Origin of the sequence: Rhodopseudomonas pseudopalustris (assembly GCF_900110435.1) — a bacterium.
In the GTDB taxonomy this organism is placed as follows: domain Bacteria; phylum Pseudomonadota; class Alphaproteobacteria; order Rhizobiales; family Xanthobacteraceae; genus Rhodopseudomonas; species Rhodopseudomonas pseudopalustris.
Map to the genome: position 1 here is coordinate 78,794 of NZ_FODT01000012.1, position 14,185 is coordinate 92,978.

14 protein-coding genes and 2 pseudogenes are annotated in these 14,185 nt (G+C 63.4%); 9 read left to right on the forward strand and 7 right to left on the reverse strand.

The features are described 5' to 3' along the window. Nucleotides 1-53 precede the first annotated feature (53 nt). The gene (locus BMY71_RS20130; RefSeq protein WP_092685991.1) at nucleotides 54-599 is read left to right on the forward strand and encodes a hypothetical protein; all 546 of its coding nucleotides are present in this window, start codon (nucleotides 54-56) and stop codon (nucleotides 597-599) included. Nucleotides 600-639: 40 nt separating this feature from the next. Here BMY71_RS20130 and BMY71_RS20135 read toward each other — a convergent pair whose 3' ends face one another. Then, nucleotides 640-2,499 carry an ABC-F family ATP-binding cassette domain-containing protein gene (locus tag BMY71_RS20135; protein ID WP_092685907.1) on the reverse strand — a complete coding sequence of 620 codons (1,860 nt, stop codon included), beginning with the start codon at nucleotides 2,497-2,499 and terminating at the stop codon, nucleotides 640-642. A 175-nt stretch (nucleotides 2,500-2,674) separates the two neighbouring features. Between BMY71_RS20135 and ndk the strand changes: the two genes are divergently transcribed. Further along, nucleotides 2,675-3,097 carry a nucleoside-diphosphate kinase gene (ndk, locus tag BMY71_RS20140; protein WP_011503362.1) on the forward strand — a complete coding sequence of 141 codons (423 nt, stop codon included), beginning with the start codon at nucleotides 2,675-2,677 and terminating at the stop codon, nucleotides 3,095-3,097. Nucleotides 3,098-3,218: 121 nt separating this feature from the next. Beyond that, nucleotides 3,219-4,003 (forward strand): annotated as a pseudogene (locus BMY71_RS20145) (YjbE family putative metal transport protein). 43 nt (nucleotides 4,004-4,046) lie between these two features. On the opposite strand, the gene BMY71_RS20150 reads toward BMY71_RS20145, so the two are convergent. Then, nucleotides 4,047-4,796 carry a Crp/Fnr family transcriptional regulator gene (locus BMY71_RS20150; protein WP_092685908.1) on the reverse strand — a complete coding sequence of 250 codons (750 nt, stop codon included), beginning with the start codon at nucleotides 4,794-4,796 and terminating at the stop codon, nucleotides 4,047-4,049. A 534-nt stretch (nucleotides 4,797-5,330) separates the two neighbouring features. On the opposite strand from BMY71_RS20150, the gene BMY71_RS20155 reads away from it, so the two are divergent. After that, entirely contained in the window at nucleotides 5,331-5,534 is a 204-nt protein-coding gene (locus tag BMY71_RS20155) for a cold-shock protein (RefSeq protein WP_011503359.1), read from the forward strand. 67 nt (nucleotides 5,535-5,601) lie between these two features. On the opposite strand, the gene purN is transcribed toward BMY71_RS20155, so the two are convergent. From purN to BMY71_RS20175, 5 genes and pseudogenes are all read right to left on the reverse strand, one after another. After that, nucleotides 5,602-6,249 (reverse strand): phosphoribosylglycinamide formyltransferase, encoded by a 648-nt coding sequence (purN, locus tag BMY71_RS20160; protein ID WP_092685992.1) that lies wholly within the window; start codon nucleotides 6,247-6,249, stop codon nucleotides 5,602-5,604. 5 nt (nucleotides 6,250-6,254) lie between these two features. Continuing rightward, nucleotides 6,255-7,328 (reverse strand): phosphoribosylformylglycinamidine cyclo-ligase, encoded by a 1,074-nt coding sequence (gene purM, locus BMY71_RS20165; RefSeq protein ID WP_011503357.1) that lies wholly within the window; start codon nucleotides 7,326-7,328, stop codon nucleotides 6,255-6,257. Between the two features lie 633 nt (nucleotides 7,329-7,961). Beyond that, on the reverse strand, nucleotides 7,962-9,041 hold the full coding sequence (locus BMY71_RS20170) for a tyrosine-type recombinase/integrase (protein WP_092685909.1): 1,080 nt from the start codon (nucleotides 9,039-9,041) through the stop codon (nucleotides 7,962-7,964). Nucleotides 9,042-9,061: 20 nt separating this feature from the next. Beyond that, nucleotides 9,062-9,202, reverse strand: a pseudogene (locus BMY71_RS25580) (helix-turn-helix domain-containing protein); the annotation flags it as partial. Continuing rightward, a complete protein-coding gene (locus BMY71_RS20175) occupies nucleotides 9,180-9,614 on the reverse strand; it encodes a helix-turn-helix domain-containing protein (protein WP_092685910.1) in 435 nt (144 codons plus the stop codon). The gene BMY71_RS20175 and the pseudogene BMY71_RS25580, both read right to left, overlap by 23 nt. 473 nt (nucleotides 9,615-10,087) lie before the next feature. Between BMY71_RS20175 and BMY71_RS20185 the strand changes: the two genes are divergently transcribed. The 5 genes from BMY71_RS20185 (at nucleotide 10,088) to BMY71_RS20205 (ending at nucleotide 14,180) form a co-directional block, all read left to right on the forward strand. Then, the gene (locus tag BMY71_RS20185; RefSeq protein ID WP_092685912.1) at nucleotides 10,088-10,513 is read left to right on the forward strand and encodes a RusA family crossover junction endodeoxyribonuclease; all 426 of its coding nucleotides are present in this window, start codon (nucleotides 10,088-10,090) and stop codon (nucleotides 10,511-10,513) included. A gap of 65 nt (nucleotides 10,514-10,578) precedes the next feature. Continuing rightward, nucleotides 10,579-10,869, forward strand: coding sequence for a DUF6378 domain-containing protein (locus BMY71_RS20190; protein ID WP_139202691.1), 291 nt, complete (start codon nucleotides 10,579-10,581; stop codon nucleotides 10,867-10,869). A 70-nt stretch (nucleotides 10,870-10,939) separates the two neighbouring features. Then, on the forward strand, nucleotides 10,940-12,295 hold the full coding sequence (locus BMY71_RS20195; protein WP_139202692.1) for a DEAD/DEAH box helicase: 1,356 nt from the start codon (nucleotides 10,940-10,942) through the stop codon (nucleotides 12,293-12,295). Continuing rightward, nucleotides 12,292-12,882, forward strand: a complete 591-nt coding sequence (locus BMY71_RS20200; RefSeq protein WP_092685915.1) for a hypothetical protein — start codon at nucleotides 12,292-12,294, stop codon at nucleotides 12,880-12,882. Before BMY71_RS20195 ends, BMY71_RS20200 begins: the two co-directional genes overlap by 4 nt. A gap of 14 nt (nucleotides 12,883-12,896) precedes the next feature. Next, entirely contained in the window at nucleotides 12,897-14,180 is a 1,284-nt protein-coding gene (locus BMY71_RS20205; protein WP_092685916.1) for a DUF2800 domain-containing protein, read from the forward strand. Nucleotides 14,181-14,185 lie beyond the last annotated feature (5 nt).

Sequence of the window (14,185 nt, forward strand, 5' to 3'; positions counted from 1 at the left end):
GTAAATCGATGTTTGGACAGATGCTTATGCTGCGGGATGGGACCCAATCAATCGTGCAACACAAGCTTTCTTGCCGCCTGGTCGTGCTCACCCTCGTGCTGGCGGCGCCGCTGCTCGCCGGTTGTTCGGGCGCGTCCGAGCTGATGTCGCGCGATGCCGACTGGTTTTCGCGTCCGGGCCGGGTGTTCATCAAGAACATCTCGATCGAAACCCCGCCGCTGACGCCGGACAAGCCGGTGATGGCGGAGGATTTGATCAGCGCCGATGGGATGTGCCCCGGCATGTCGGCGGCCCCCGGATCGCCTGACGCAAATTCGGCTCCGGGTGGTGACGCCGCAGCGCCGACGGCGCCCCGCGGCGGCACGGTGGCGCTCGGCCATACCGAATGCGACGTCGCGCGCGGCGCCGGCGCGCCGGACAGCGTGAATCTGTCGACCAATGAACGCGGCCAGCGCGTTGCGCTGCTGAACTACTCGCGCGGTTCGCGCGCCGGCATCTACACGTTCACCGCAGGGCGGCTGACGTCGATCGAGCGTGGACCGGATCCGGTCGCGCAACCGAAATCAGCGAGACCGAAGCGTCAGAAGCAGGCGTCGTAGTCCGGGCGCGTAGCCTCGGCCGTTCAGCCTGCGCCATGTCTCAGGCCGAACTCGCTTCCAGCCATTGCTCTTCGGCCTTGTGAAGCGCTGCCTGTGCATTGGCGCGCGCGGTCGAGAGTTGTGCGGCCTGTTTCGGATCGCGGGTGAAGAGATCCGGCAGTGCGAGCGCCGCATCGATCTTGGCGATGATCGCGGTGATACGCTCGATCTCGGCTTCGGCTTCGGCGATCTTCTGCTTCAGCGGGACGCGCTTTTCGGCCTTCGGACGCGCTGCCTTCGCGGCGGCGCTGTCCGCGCTTCGCTCCTTGGCGTCACGCGCTCCGCTGCGCGCGCCGCGTGACGACAGAACAGCGCGGCGATAGTCGTCGAGGTCGCCGTCGTAAGGCTTCACCTTGTGATCGGCGACGACCCAGAGCTGATCCGCGCAGGCGTCGATCAAGTAGCGATCGTGCGACACCATGATGACCGCGCCGGGAAAGTCGTTGATCGCCTCGGCCAGCGCCGCGCGGCTGTCGATGTCGAGATGGTTGGTCGGCTCGTCCAGGATGATCATGTTCGGGCCGTAGAAGGTCGCGAGCCCGAGCAGCAGCCGTGCTTTCTCGCCGCCTGACAAGCTCCTCACCAGCGTGTCTGCGGCCTTGCCGGAAAAGCCGATCGCGCCGGCGCGGGCGCGGATCTTGCTCTCGGGCGCATCCGGCATCAGCCGGCGGATGTGGTCGTAGGGCGAGCCGTCCTCGTTGAGTTCGTCGAGCTGGTGCTGGGCAAAGTAAGCGACCGAGAGCTTGTCGGCGCGCGTCACCGATCCGGAGAACGGCGTCAGCCGGTCGGCCAGCAGCTTCACCAGTGTGGACTTGCCGTTGCCGTTGGCGCCGAGCAGGGCGATGCGGTCTTCGGTGTCGATCCGCAGCGTGACATGGCGAAGCACCGGGTGCTTGGGGTCGTAGCCGATCGAGACGTTGTCGGCGGCGAGGATCGGCGGCGACAGGATCTTCTCGGGCGCGGGGAAGACGATGTCGGGCACGTCGTCGCTCACCAGCCGCGCCACCGGCTTCATCTTCTCCAGCATCTTGACGCGCGACTGCGCCTGGCGCGCTTTGGAGGCCTTGGCCTTGAAGCGGTCGACGAACTCCTGCAGATGCTTGCGACGCGCCTCCTCGCGCTTGGCGTTCTTGGCGTCGAGCGCCTCCTTGTTGGCGCGGAATTCAGCGTAGGCCGAGTAGGCGCCGCGGAAATGCACCAGCCGGCCGCGGTCGAGATGCAGGATCTCGTTGACCGAGGTGTCGAGCAAATCGCGGTCGTGGCTGATCACGATCACCGTGCGCGGGTAGTTGGCGAGGTGATCTTCGAGCCACAGCGTGCCTTCGAGATCGAGATAGTTGGTCGGCTCGTCCAGCAACAGCAGGTCGGGCGCCGCGAACAGCGTCGCCGCCAAGGCCACCCGCATCCGCCAGCCGCCGGAGAATTCCGAACAGGAGTGCGCCTGATCCGCGGCCGAGAAGCCGAGGCCGCTGAGAATGGCAGCGGCGCGCGCCGGAGCCGAATGCGCATCGATATCAACCAACCGGGTCTGGATGTCGGCGATCCGGTGCGGATCGTGCGCGGTCTCGGCCTCCCGCAGCAGCGCGTCGCGTTCGAGATCGGCCTTGAGAACCACTTCGAGCAGGGTCTCCGGACCGTTGGGGGCCTCCTGCGCCAGGCTGCCAACCCGCCAGCGTGGCGGCATGGTGATGCGGCCGGTCTCGGTGGCGAGTTCGCCACGGATGGCGTTAAACAGCGTCGACTTGCCGGCGCCGTTGCGGCCGATGAACCCGACCCGCGCGCCAGGCGCGATCTGGACCGTGCTTTGATCGATCAGCAGTCGTCCGGCAATCCGGACCGATATGTCGGACAGTGTGAGCATGGCGCGTTTTGACCGGGACGGCCGGCAAAGGCAACCGGGATCGGATCGATTGTGATCGGGCAGGGGCGCAACGTGTCCGAAGCGGTCGGATCAGCCGACGGCGCGGCTTGCCGTGCCGCAGTGGCGTCGATATAAGCGCCGCAACTCATCCGCCCAGCATTTCAAGGATATTTCCATGGCGATTCAACGGACTTTCTCGATTCTCAAGCCCGACGCGACCGAGCGCAACATCACTGGCGCGATCAACGCCCTGATCGAAAAGGCCGGCCTGCGCATCGTGGCGCAGAAGCGGATCCACATGACCCGCGGTCAGGCCGAGACTTTCTACGCTGTCCACAAGGAACGCCCGTTCTTCGGCGAGCTGGTTGACTTCATGATCTCCGGCCCGGTGGTCGTCCAGGTGCTGGAAGGCGAGAACGCCATCGCGAAGTATCGCGACGTGATGGGCGCGACCGATCCGTCGAAGGCGGCCGATGGCACCATCCGCAAGGCCCACGCGAAGTCGATCGGCGAAAACTCGGTTCACGGCTCGGATGCGCCGGAGACCGCGGCGATCGAGATCGCCCAGTTCTTCGCCGGCAACGAAATCGTCGGCTGAACGTTGACCAACCGAGACCGCGGACCGCTGATCGAGCGGCCGCGGTCTTAGAAAAGCGAGGGGAGCAGAGGCCATGGACTGGGTTCTGAGCACCTTCGACCCCGCGACCCTTTAGGGGCTCATCGCTCAGTTCAAGAGCATTGAACGGCCCTGCTTTCTGGCTCTCCATCGGCAAGATCATCCGGATCAACGTGCTGTTGTCGGGCGACCACGCGCTGGATCGCGTTGACCTGCCGGGGGCCCAATCTGCGGCATCGGCTATGGGGATGATCTCGGCGCCGGCGCCGCTTTGCATCTCCGCATCATCTTCACCGGCATCGTCGTCTCCCTGATGGAGTGGCCCTACCTCAAGCTGGTCGGTAGACTGGCTCTGCTGGTGATCGCTGCGAAGCTGCTGGTGCCTGTGAATGACGACGAAGACAGCGTCGAATCAGGCGTGCATCTGTGGCACGCCGTGCAGATCGTGGTCGTTGCCGACATCATCATGAGTCTCGACAACGTCATCGCCGTGGCCGCGGCCGCCAACGGCAGCGTGCCGCTGTTGATCCTCGGCCTCACGATCAGCGCGCCGATGATCGTTGCCGGCGCCGCATTGATCATGCTGGTGCTGGAGAAACTGACGCCGCTGGTGTGGGCCGGAGCGGCGCTGCTCGGCTGGATCGCCGGCGAAGTGATCGCGCGACCGACCCGGCGATTTGTCCGCTGATGTCGAGCTTCGACGGGCCAGGCGCTCCGATCGATGCGTTGTTCAGGACGATCGGTCTGGCTACCGATTTCTCCGGTAGCTGCAATTTCGGCGAGTATCTGTTTGCGCTGTCGGGCGCAGCCATGGTCCTGATTGCAGGATCGATCTGGCGGCGGAGGGCGGCAGGTGATCAGGCTGCAGGCTCGACCGCGCAGCACTGATCACCGATTTCGAAGGCAACTCCGCGCCCGCGGCGCGGCGCCGTCAGGCGGTGCCGGCGATGATGTCGCCGTCCTGCCCATGAGCGCATCCGGCGTGATGGTGGTCGTCGTGCGTGACCTGCGCCCACGCATAGGCGTCCCGGACAATGTTGTAGCAATCGCAGGCGCGCTTCTCGAGGCCGAGCCGGTCGATCACCCGCACTGCTCCGCGCGACTTTTGCAGAATGCCTTCGGCCTCGAAATGCAACAGCGCATTGGTGATGCTGGCGCGGCGAACGCCCAGGCTGGTCGCCAGCAATTCGTGAGTGATGTAGAGCACGTCATTCTGAATGCGATCGTTGGCGAGCAACAACCAGCGCGCCAACCGCTGGTTAATTTCGTGCCGGGCAGCGCACAGCACGCTCTGGGTATTCTGTGCGATCAGCGCCGAGATGTAGCGCAACAGCTGGTCGCGGACCTGCGGCCGAGTTGTCAGCACGCGCGAAAGATCCTCTGCCTCAATCCGCAAAGCGGTTCCGGGCACTGAAACAATCGAGCGCTGTGCAGCGACCGGATTCCCGAGAAGCAGCGGAACGCCGACATAACCGAACACGCCGACCATGGCGGTCTCGACGTAGTCGGTTCGACTACCGGCCATATGCGAAACAAGGCCGTCCTCGATGAAGTACACGTACTCGACAGGGCGGTTGGCCTCCTGCAGCACGGCTCGTCCCTTGAACTCGACCGGCGTCAACATCGGCTTGAGGGCGAGAAAATCGTCCGGCGGCAGTTGCGCCAGAACGCGGTTCTTCACCGTTGAAGGGCATTCGTTGATGTCGCTTGAAAGGGGCAGAACTCAACTCCTCGCGCGGGGGCTTTTTAGGGGAGGGAACCGGGCTGGAGCCGATTCACGGCAACGATAGTCATGAGCAAGACGTATGAACACCGTAGCGGGTGCTCAATATTGTCGCATGCGCGGGAACAAAGGGGGCTTTCGCGCTGCAGCAAGAAATTGCCTCGCTGCCGAGCTCGATTGGGATTGCGTTGCTACGCATCGCTCGATGAGAAATTTCATCGCGAAACAGCGATCGCTGCCGACTGATAGATCCTTGCGACGTCGGCGCGCGATCGGCTTTCGGAACCTAACCGTTGCGGCGCTCATTTCTGCGGCACTCGCAAGACTTGCTAACTGCAAAAAATCGTGTTGCAATTGACCCGCAATCGGATTTGGGTCGTTCGGCTTTATGTTTCGCGACTGGAAATACAAGCAGATTTCTGGAGCGCCGTTTGTGGCGTGGCGTGCATTGAGCGCGCCGCGTCTTTTTTGTGTCTAGAGAGGAGACAGGCGATGCAAAAGGGCACCGTCAAGTGGTTCAACCCGACCAAGGGTTATGGCTTTATCCGTCCGACCAGCGGCGACAAGGACGTGTTCGTCCACATCTCGGCGGTCGAGCGCGCCGGGCTCAGCACGCTCAATGAAAACCAAACCATCGAGTATGAACTGGTCGACAATCGCGGCAAGACGTCGGCAGAGAACCTGAAGGTCTCTTGAACGGGTGCGATCGCCGGAGCTATTACCTCGGCGACAGTCCGGGGTGTTCTCCTGGTATCGACGAGTTTTACGCGGGCACGATCAACGTCTGATCAGAAGCGTCACTCGGGGTCGATTTGCACAGATCGCCCTCGAACCGCGTCTGGCCGGACGCAACCATCTTGAGCGCCTTCGGGTAGATGCTATGCTCGATCGCGAGAACACGGGCGGCAAGAGCATCCGCTGTGTCGTCGTCATGCACCGGCACCGCACCCTGAATGACAATCGGGCCAGCGTCTGTTTCGGCGATGACGAAATGCACGGTTGCGCCGGAGATCTTCACGCCCGCGCGCAACGCCTGACCGTGCGGATCGAGCCCCGGAAACGACGGCAGCAGCGACGGGTGAATATTGAGCATCCGGCCGTACCAATGATTCACGAAGTCCGCCGTGAACAGCCGCATGAAGCCGCCGAGGCAGATCAGTTCGATCCGGCGCTCGTCGAGCGCCGCCTGCAGCACGGCCTCGAAGCCAGCGCGATCCTTGCCGAACGGCTTGCTTTCGATCACCAGGGTTTCGATGCCGCTGCGCTGGGCGATCGCGAGGCCGCCAGCGCTGGCTGTATTGGCGATCACGACGGCGATTTCGGCGGGAAACCCGTCCTCGGCCGCGGCTTCGATCAGCGCGGCCATATTCGACCCGCGCCCGGAAATCAGGATAGCGACGCGACGCTTCACCGGGGTCACCGACCGAGATCGAGGTGACCGTCGTAAACGACGCGATGCTCGCCCGTGGCCTCGATCACTTCACCGAGCAGATGGACGCTTTCCCCGCTGCTGGTGAGCGCCTCGGTGACGGCGTCGACGGCGTCGGCTCTGACGATCGCGATCATTCCGATGCCGCAGTTGAAGGTGCGCAGCAATTCGAGTTCGGCGATGCCGCCTTGCTCGGCGAGCCATTTGAACACCGGCAACACTGGAAGTCGCGGCAGATCGATTCCGACGCCGAGATGTTTAGGGAGTACGCGCGGGATGTTGTCGGTGAATCCGCCGCCCGTGATATGCGCCAGTCCTTTGATCGCGCCGGTCGTGCGGATCGCGTTCAGGCACGATTTCACGTAGAGTTTGGTCGGCGTCAGCAATGCGCCACCGAGCGTCATCACCGGCGAGAACGGCGCCTGCGCGTCATAGGGCAGGCCGGATTTCTCGACGATCTTGCGCACCAGCGAAAAGCCGTTCGAATGTACGCCCGAAGAGGCGAGCCCGATCACTGCATCGCCTTTGGCAATGTCCGGGGAGGGCAACAGGGTTCCGCGCTCGGCCGCGCCCACCGCAAAGCCGGCGAGATCGTAGTCGCCGTCCTTGTAGAGCCCCGGCATCTCGGCGGTCTCGCCGCCGATCAGCGCGCAGCCGGACTCGCGGCAGCCTTCGGCCACCCCGGCGACGATTTCGGCCGTGGCTTCTGGATCGAGTTTTCCGCAGGCGAAGTAGTCGAGAAAGAACAGCGGCTCGGCGCCCTGCACCACGAGGTCGTTCACCGACATTGCGACCAGATCGATCCCGATGCCGGCGTGCAATCCGGCCTCGATCGCAACCTTGATCTTGGTGCCGACGCCGTCGGTGGCCGCCACCAGAACCGGGTCCTTGAAGCCTGCGGCTTTCAGATCGAACAGCCCGCCGAAGCCGCCGATTTCGGAATCGGCGCCGGGGCGAGCGGTGGCCCGCACCATCGGCTTGATCAGGTCGACAAGACGATTGCCCGCGTCGATGTCGACGCCGGAATCAGCATAGGTGAGGCCGTGCTTCCGCTCGGTCATGGCCGGCTCCCTCAAAGATAAAGGCGCTGCGCGGCCTGGATTGCCGCCCGGCACGAAGCCGCCGCCGATTGACCCCGTCGGTCGCGCTAGACCTAAGTCCCGCTTGCCCGCGCCCGAACGATGGTTTTGGGGTGGTTACGTCGGATTCCGCCAGCGCGCAATGGCTCGCAAGGGGGCCCAGCATGTACTATGTAGACAACGAGCCCGTCCCGCCGTCGAAAGTTCAAGGGTATCGCCGGCTCTGGGCCGGAATCCGGGAACGTCGCGTGAGCATTCCGAATATCATTTCGCGCGATTTGTAATTCGGTTGTATCTCAACCACTTAACCCGAAATAGCCCTGATTTAGCTTCGTCTTCTTCTGTTTGTATGCTGCATTGTATCCCATTTCGTATTACAACGTATCTCGTTTCGCGCTCAATTTGAGCGCTTTGCACCCCAAAGTGCGCGCATCAAATCAGCTTCCCGTCCGGCCCGCGCGGGCGGTGGTGCAGGTGCCCTTTGTCGTCGTAACGAGCGCTCACGGCCATAACCTGAACGCCGCAGGCTTCGCACCAGTAGCCTTCAACGCCTTCCCGGCCTCGTGTGACGGTGTGATCGCATGTCATTCTGTCAACTCCAAAACGGGTTGTCGCTCATTCTGCCAACTCCAAAAGCCCGCCAGAGATCATTTCAACACCGCCGGCCAGGCCTTCCCGGCAATGGTGCCCGTACACCTTCTCGACCAGCGCGACCGTGTTGCCGAGGACGCCGGCAACCGTCCAGATCGGCACCCCGCGGCGCAGCATGTGCGTGGCCGCCGTGTGGCGCAAGACGTGCGGGCTAACGCGCTCGACGCCGGCGTGCTTGGCGATCGCCTGCGTTGCCCGCCAGATCGTCAGCACCTTGTTGTCCATCACGAGATCGCCTTCGCGTTCGTCGTGCGCCCGCAGCAGCACAGGGCGCAGCGCCTTCGAGATCGGGACGCTGACGCGCCGCTTCTTCGTCTTCCTCCGGCCCGGCACGTTGTAGTGAACCATGCCGGTTTCAAAATCGACGCGATCCCAGGTTAAATCAAGGATCGCCTGCAGGCGCGCCGCCGTTTCGAGCGCCAACCAGAGGAACCGCTCGCCACGCGACAGGCGAGGGCCTGACCGCAGCGCGGCCGCGGCGGCGAACAGCGCCTGTATCTCGTCAACGCGCAGCCACCGATCGCGCGGGTCGCTGTCTGGCGGTATATCAAATACCGGGATCAGGGCGGCCGGGATGATCGCGACTTTCGGTTTCGCGCACCAATTGAGGGCCGCACGCAGCAACGTGACCTCGTGCCTGATCGTGGCCGGCGCGGCCTTGCACCGGCCGATCTTCCCGGCGGCGCGCAGCGCCACGTAGCGTTCGACCGCGTCGGCGCCGGAGGCGTCCTTTTTCGCGAAGTCGGCCAACGTCAAGGCCGCGAAGTGCTGCGAGAGATTTTTCCAAGCCGTGTCGGCGGGGCGGGTCTCGACGTTGTTCTTTTCGACGTGGCGCTCGTAGTAGGCGGCCCAAAGCTCGCCGACCGTGTAGCTCGGCGCGCCCGTTTCGGCTTCCTGCTGATCGCTCAAGATCCAGCGCGCGAGGAACACCTGCGCTTCAGCCTCGCTTTCCGTACCCGTGCTGCGACGGCGGCTTCGTCGACCTTCTGTCCAGTGGATGTAGAAGGCCCCGTTGTCATGTTGTCGTAGGATGTAGGATGGCATTTGATACACCGAAGGTAAATTTCAATGTCGTCTTCGCCGATGCGGACTGGTCGCCCCGGCGTGTATCCCAGCTTGCCGGTGTGGCGCAGCCGCCGAATTTGGCTGACGGTCCGGTTCAGCAGGGCCGCGGCTTCGGCCTCACTCATCTGTCTTGGTATCATGCGCTTCGATCAGTCCCATGATCTTGATAGCGAGCGTCGTCGGCATCGCCCGGTTGATCCTGATCCAGGCCGTCTTCGAATCGCCCGGAGAAACGCGCAGCTCCAGCTCGGGGTGGTCGCGCTCGATCGCGGCTTCCTGGTAGTTCGGCAGCAACTCTTCGGGCTTCACGCCGAGCGCCTTGGCGAGCTTTTGCAGGCTTTCCGGGTTCGGGAGGCTGCTGCCACGCAGGTAAACAGAGATCGCGTTGCGCGCGAGCCCGGCCTGCCGAGCGAATTCGGCCTGGCGCCAACCCTTGCGGCGCATCAGGGTCAACAGGCGACGAGCAAATTCGTCTTTCGCGAGGTGCTTCGGTATCAATTTGGGCATATCTCCCTCCGACGCGGGGAGGTGGGTTCGATAAGACTTAGCCATAGTAGCCTCAATTTACGTATGCAATATTCGTATGCCTTTTGTATGCTGCAACTAGCATACGTATGGCGGGCGGTCAACGCCAAAAAGTCAGCATAACATCAGAAAGATTGACGCAACCTGAAATTGCCGGTCGCCGTTCGCGTGACGCCGGCGTGAATGTGGCGATATTATATCTTGACCGTCCAGCTTGGTCGGCATACAGTGTAATACATGAGACAAACGCAATCAGCCTGACTAGGCAGTTGATACGTAGGTGGAATAATGCCGTGTGGCCACGACGCGATGCTTGAGCTGCAGCAGTTTTTCGCGATCTCATCAGACCTGGCCGCGGCGAGACGGGCCTGTGACTGTGCGGCCGTAGAACACCACATAGACGAGCTGGAAATCATGCGGATGCACAGCGAAAGCGTCCGGATCAGACGCGCTTGCACCGCGCAGATCAACGCGGCGCAAGAGGCTGTCGCGGTCCACGCATGATTTATTTCGAGTTAGCCGGCGCGCCCCGCGGCAAAGAGCGCGTGAAGCAGGCGCGCGACGGCCACTCATACACCCCCGAGCGCACCGTCACCTTCGAGGGGCGTCTAGCCTACGCGGCGCAACTCGCGATGGGCGATCGACCGCCGTTCGAGGGGCCGCTTCGCCTTGAAGTAACTATGCACATGCCCATCCCAGCGTCGAAGCCGAAGGCGTGGCGCTCGGCCGCGCTGCGGGGCGACATCAGGCCGACGGTTAAACCCGATTGGGATAACGGTGGAAAGCTCACGGACGCGCTCAACCTTATCGTGTGGATCGACGACAAGCAGATTGTCTCCGGCCACGTCGAGAAGTGGTATAGCGACCGGCCGCGCACCGAGGTCCGCGTGACGCCCATAAATCCAGCAGAAGGAATATTCGCATGAGCCCCGAAATCTATTGCTCTGGTTGCGCAAAGAAGGCATCGGCCTGCGATTGCGGAGACGTGGCCGTGAAGCCCGTTCGTGTGACGATCCTCGAAGAGGGCGCCGGGCTGACGAACGGCTCGCGTGATGCGAGCTACGGCCCGCCGAAGGTCAATCTCGCGTGCTCGGGCGAACTCAAAGCGGTCTTCCGGAAGCATATGCGGCGGCAGCTTTCAGCCGGCGAACTCGAAGCGATCGACATGGTGCTGACCAAGGTCGGTCGCGTGGCCACTTCGCCGAAGCCGGTGCGCGACACCTATGTCGACGGCGCCACGTACTTCGCGATCGCAGGTGAAATCGCTCTCGATGTGTCTTGACTGTATCAAATAACAACATACAGTGACATACAACACCAAGCCACCAAGATAGATTTGCTCGCAGGCCTGAATGAAACCCTTGCCGACCCAACTATCGGGAAGCCTTTTCCTCGCGCGGAACGCGAACGCCTTGCTGGCGGACGCCCCTCGCGTGGGAAAGACAGGCACGGCGATCATCGGCGCTGACCTCAATCTTGAGCAGGACATTCTCGTTATCACGACCGCCTCGGGGCGGCCGGTGTGGCGCCGCTCATGGCCGCTGTGGTCGGACTTCGGCCGCCCCGTGCGCGTTCTCTCGGGGCCTCCCACCGCTCGGGAAAAGCTCGGCGGCGTGACGATCGTCGGATGGGGGCAGGTGTCCGAGCCGGCGATGCGCGCAGCGCTGATGTCGCGCGACTTCGACAGAGCCATCCTCGACGAAAGCCACGCCGCGAAGAGCTTTGACGCCAAGCGTACGGCCGCCGTGTACGGCGACCTGCGAGACGATGGGCAAGCGCTTGAAAAGCGAACCTCGATCACCGCTCGCGCGGCGGGCGTCTGGTGCTTGTCCGGCTCTCCGCTGCCGCACGACCCGAGCGATGCTTACCCGATGCTGCGCGCGCTTGCGCCGGAGCGCCTGGCCGCCGACCCCGCGCGCGGCTGGCCGGACGTCACGCGCTACAGCGCTTTCGAGAGCCGCTACTGCATCGTGCGGAAGAAGAAAACGTCTCAGTTTCGGCGCATCAACGTCGTGGTCGGCGGGCGCAACACCGAAGAGCTGAACGCCCGCCTGAAGGGGTTCATGCTTCGGCGAACGCAGGCCGACGTCGGCATTCGGCCCCCCGTGTACGAGTTGCTGCCGCTGATGATCAGCGGGGCGCTGCGCCAGCACGCCGAAGGTGACGTCGACCGCGCGGCGATCCTGAAAGCGATCGACGAGGGCCGTACACGCGAGCTGGAAATGCACCTCGGGCCGCTGCGCCGCAACACCGGCGCTCTGAAGGCGCGCGCCGTTGTTGACGCCGTGAAAGACGAGTTCGACGGCGGCCTCGACAAGATCGTGCTGATGTACTGGCACAAGGAAGTCGGCGACGCGCTGCAATTGGCGCTCGAAAAGTTCGGTGTGCTGCGCCTTGACGGATCGACGCCGCCCGCGCAGCGCGGGCCGATCGAGCAGGCTTGGCTTCACGACAAATCGAAACGCGTCTTCCTCGGCCAGATAGTTGCGGCCGGCGAAGCGATCGATCTCAGCTCGGCGGCGTTGCTCTGGTTCGTCGAGCAATCCTTCACGCCGAAGGACATGCAGCAGGCATCACTCCGCATCACCAATCACAACCAGGCGCGCCAGGCCGTCGTCCGCGTCTGTGTGATCGAAGGCTCTATCGACGAGGCAATACAGGCCAGCCTCATGAGGCTATGGGCCGCAATCAGAGAGGTTCTAGGATGAGCATCACCGTCAACTTTCACGCCGAGACCGTCGCCGCGCTGCACGACGATCTGCAGACGTTGTTGAACGGCTACGGTCGGCACACGACTGCGATCAGCAGCGGCACTGTCGGCGGCGCGCCGTCGACCGCCGACGCGGCCGAAGCGGAGAAACCGAGGGGCCGCCGCAACACCAGAACGACCGCTGCCGAGACTGCGCAGAACATTTCGACCGGCGAAGAGCGCGTCGCGCCCGGCGAAGAAGCCGAGGCCAAGCAGGACGCCAAGGACGAAGCGGCCGACACCGCGAAGGAGAAGGCGGCCGAACCGCGGAAACTGACGCACGACGACGTCAAGAAGATGCTCAGCGGCTACGTTCAGGCTTACGGCATGACCGCCGTGCAAGAAGACGGCAAGGGCTTCATCGGCGCCGACAAGGTCAGCGACTTGCCCGACGATCAGGCGGCGCTCGCGAAGGCCGTGATCGGCATCGCCAACGGCGTCGAGAAGAACCCCAACAAGCGCGAAATGACCGGCGAGCTTTCGGCCGAGAAGCTGGCTGAAATGAAGGCGATCGTTCAGGCGGCGCTCGCCGTCAGCGGCAAGTAAGGGGAGCGCTCGCAATGACGAAGCCGGTCGATCACGGAGCCCGTGACCATGCGACGTGGTCGGCCAGCTCGACAGCGCGTAACTGGCTCTGCTTGGGCGCGATCGCGCTCAACACGCGTATCACCACGCCGGAGAAGGAAAGCGAAGCGTCGGCCTGGGGGACGGCGTGCCACCAGCTCAGCGAGAAGTGTTTCGCCGCGGGGCGGGACGCCGACGAATTCATCGGCACGACCGAGCGAACGAAACAGCGTTCGGTCGAAGTCGACGAGGAAATGGCCGAGACGGCGCAGGTTTATGTCGACTACGTCCGTGGCCGCGTGGCCGAATACAACGCCGAGTTTCCAGAAGGCCCAGCGCCGATCGTCGTTCACGAGCAGTATTTCTCGCTGAACGACCTCAAGACGCCGTTCGATGCGGGCGGCACCGGCGACACGGTGATCCACTTTCCGCGCTGGCGGTCGCTCGAAGTCGTCGACCTGAAGGGCGGCCGGGGCGTCGTCGAGGCGGCCGACAACAAGCAGTTGCGCACCTATGGACTCGGCGCGGTGCTGGCGAACCCGGGGCGCGACGTCGAGGATATCAAGGTGACGATCGTTCAGCCCCGCGCGCCGCACAAGGACGGCCGGGTGCGGAGCGAGACGTTCCACATTGGCGACCTGATCGATTGGACGACCGAGCTGCTGCAGCGCATGGCGCTCTCGAAGCAGGCGCAAGACGAAATCAGCGAGCTACCTTTCGCGGCGTGGACGGCGAAGTGGTTGACGCCGGGATCGTGCAAATTCTGCCGCTCCGAAGGCTCATGCCCCGCGCTGGAGCAACGCGCGCTCGACGCGGCGCAGGTGTGGTTCGACGACCTTGACAGGCCGCAGATCAGCAATTCGCCAACTAACGACACGCCCGAGGCGCTGTCGAAGACGCTCGATCTGCTCGATATGATCCAAGACTGGATCAACGCACGGCGCGCCTTCGCGCACCAGCAGTCCGAGGCGGGCGTCGATATCCCGAACTATGTGCGCGTGCCGAAGGTCGGCCGGGAGAAATTTATCGATGACGAAGCCGAAGCGAAGGCCCGGTCGGTCTGCCGCGACGCAGGCTTGCCCGAAAGTAAGTACCTGAACCCGGCCAAGACGAAGACGCCGAAGCAGATCAGGAAGGCGCTCGGCAAGGCGAAAAAGAGCTTGTTGGCTGGCCTGTCGGTCACGCCATCCGAAGGTAGCGACCTAGTGCGTGCTGACAAGACGACGCGGGAGGCAATTCGGCCTGCCGCGGATCGATTTTTCGAAGAACTGAAGGACTGAATAAC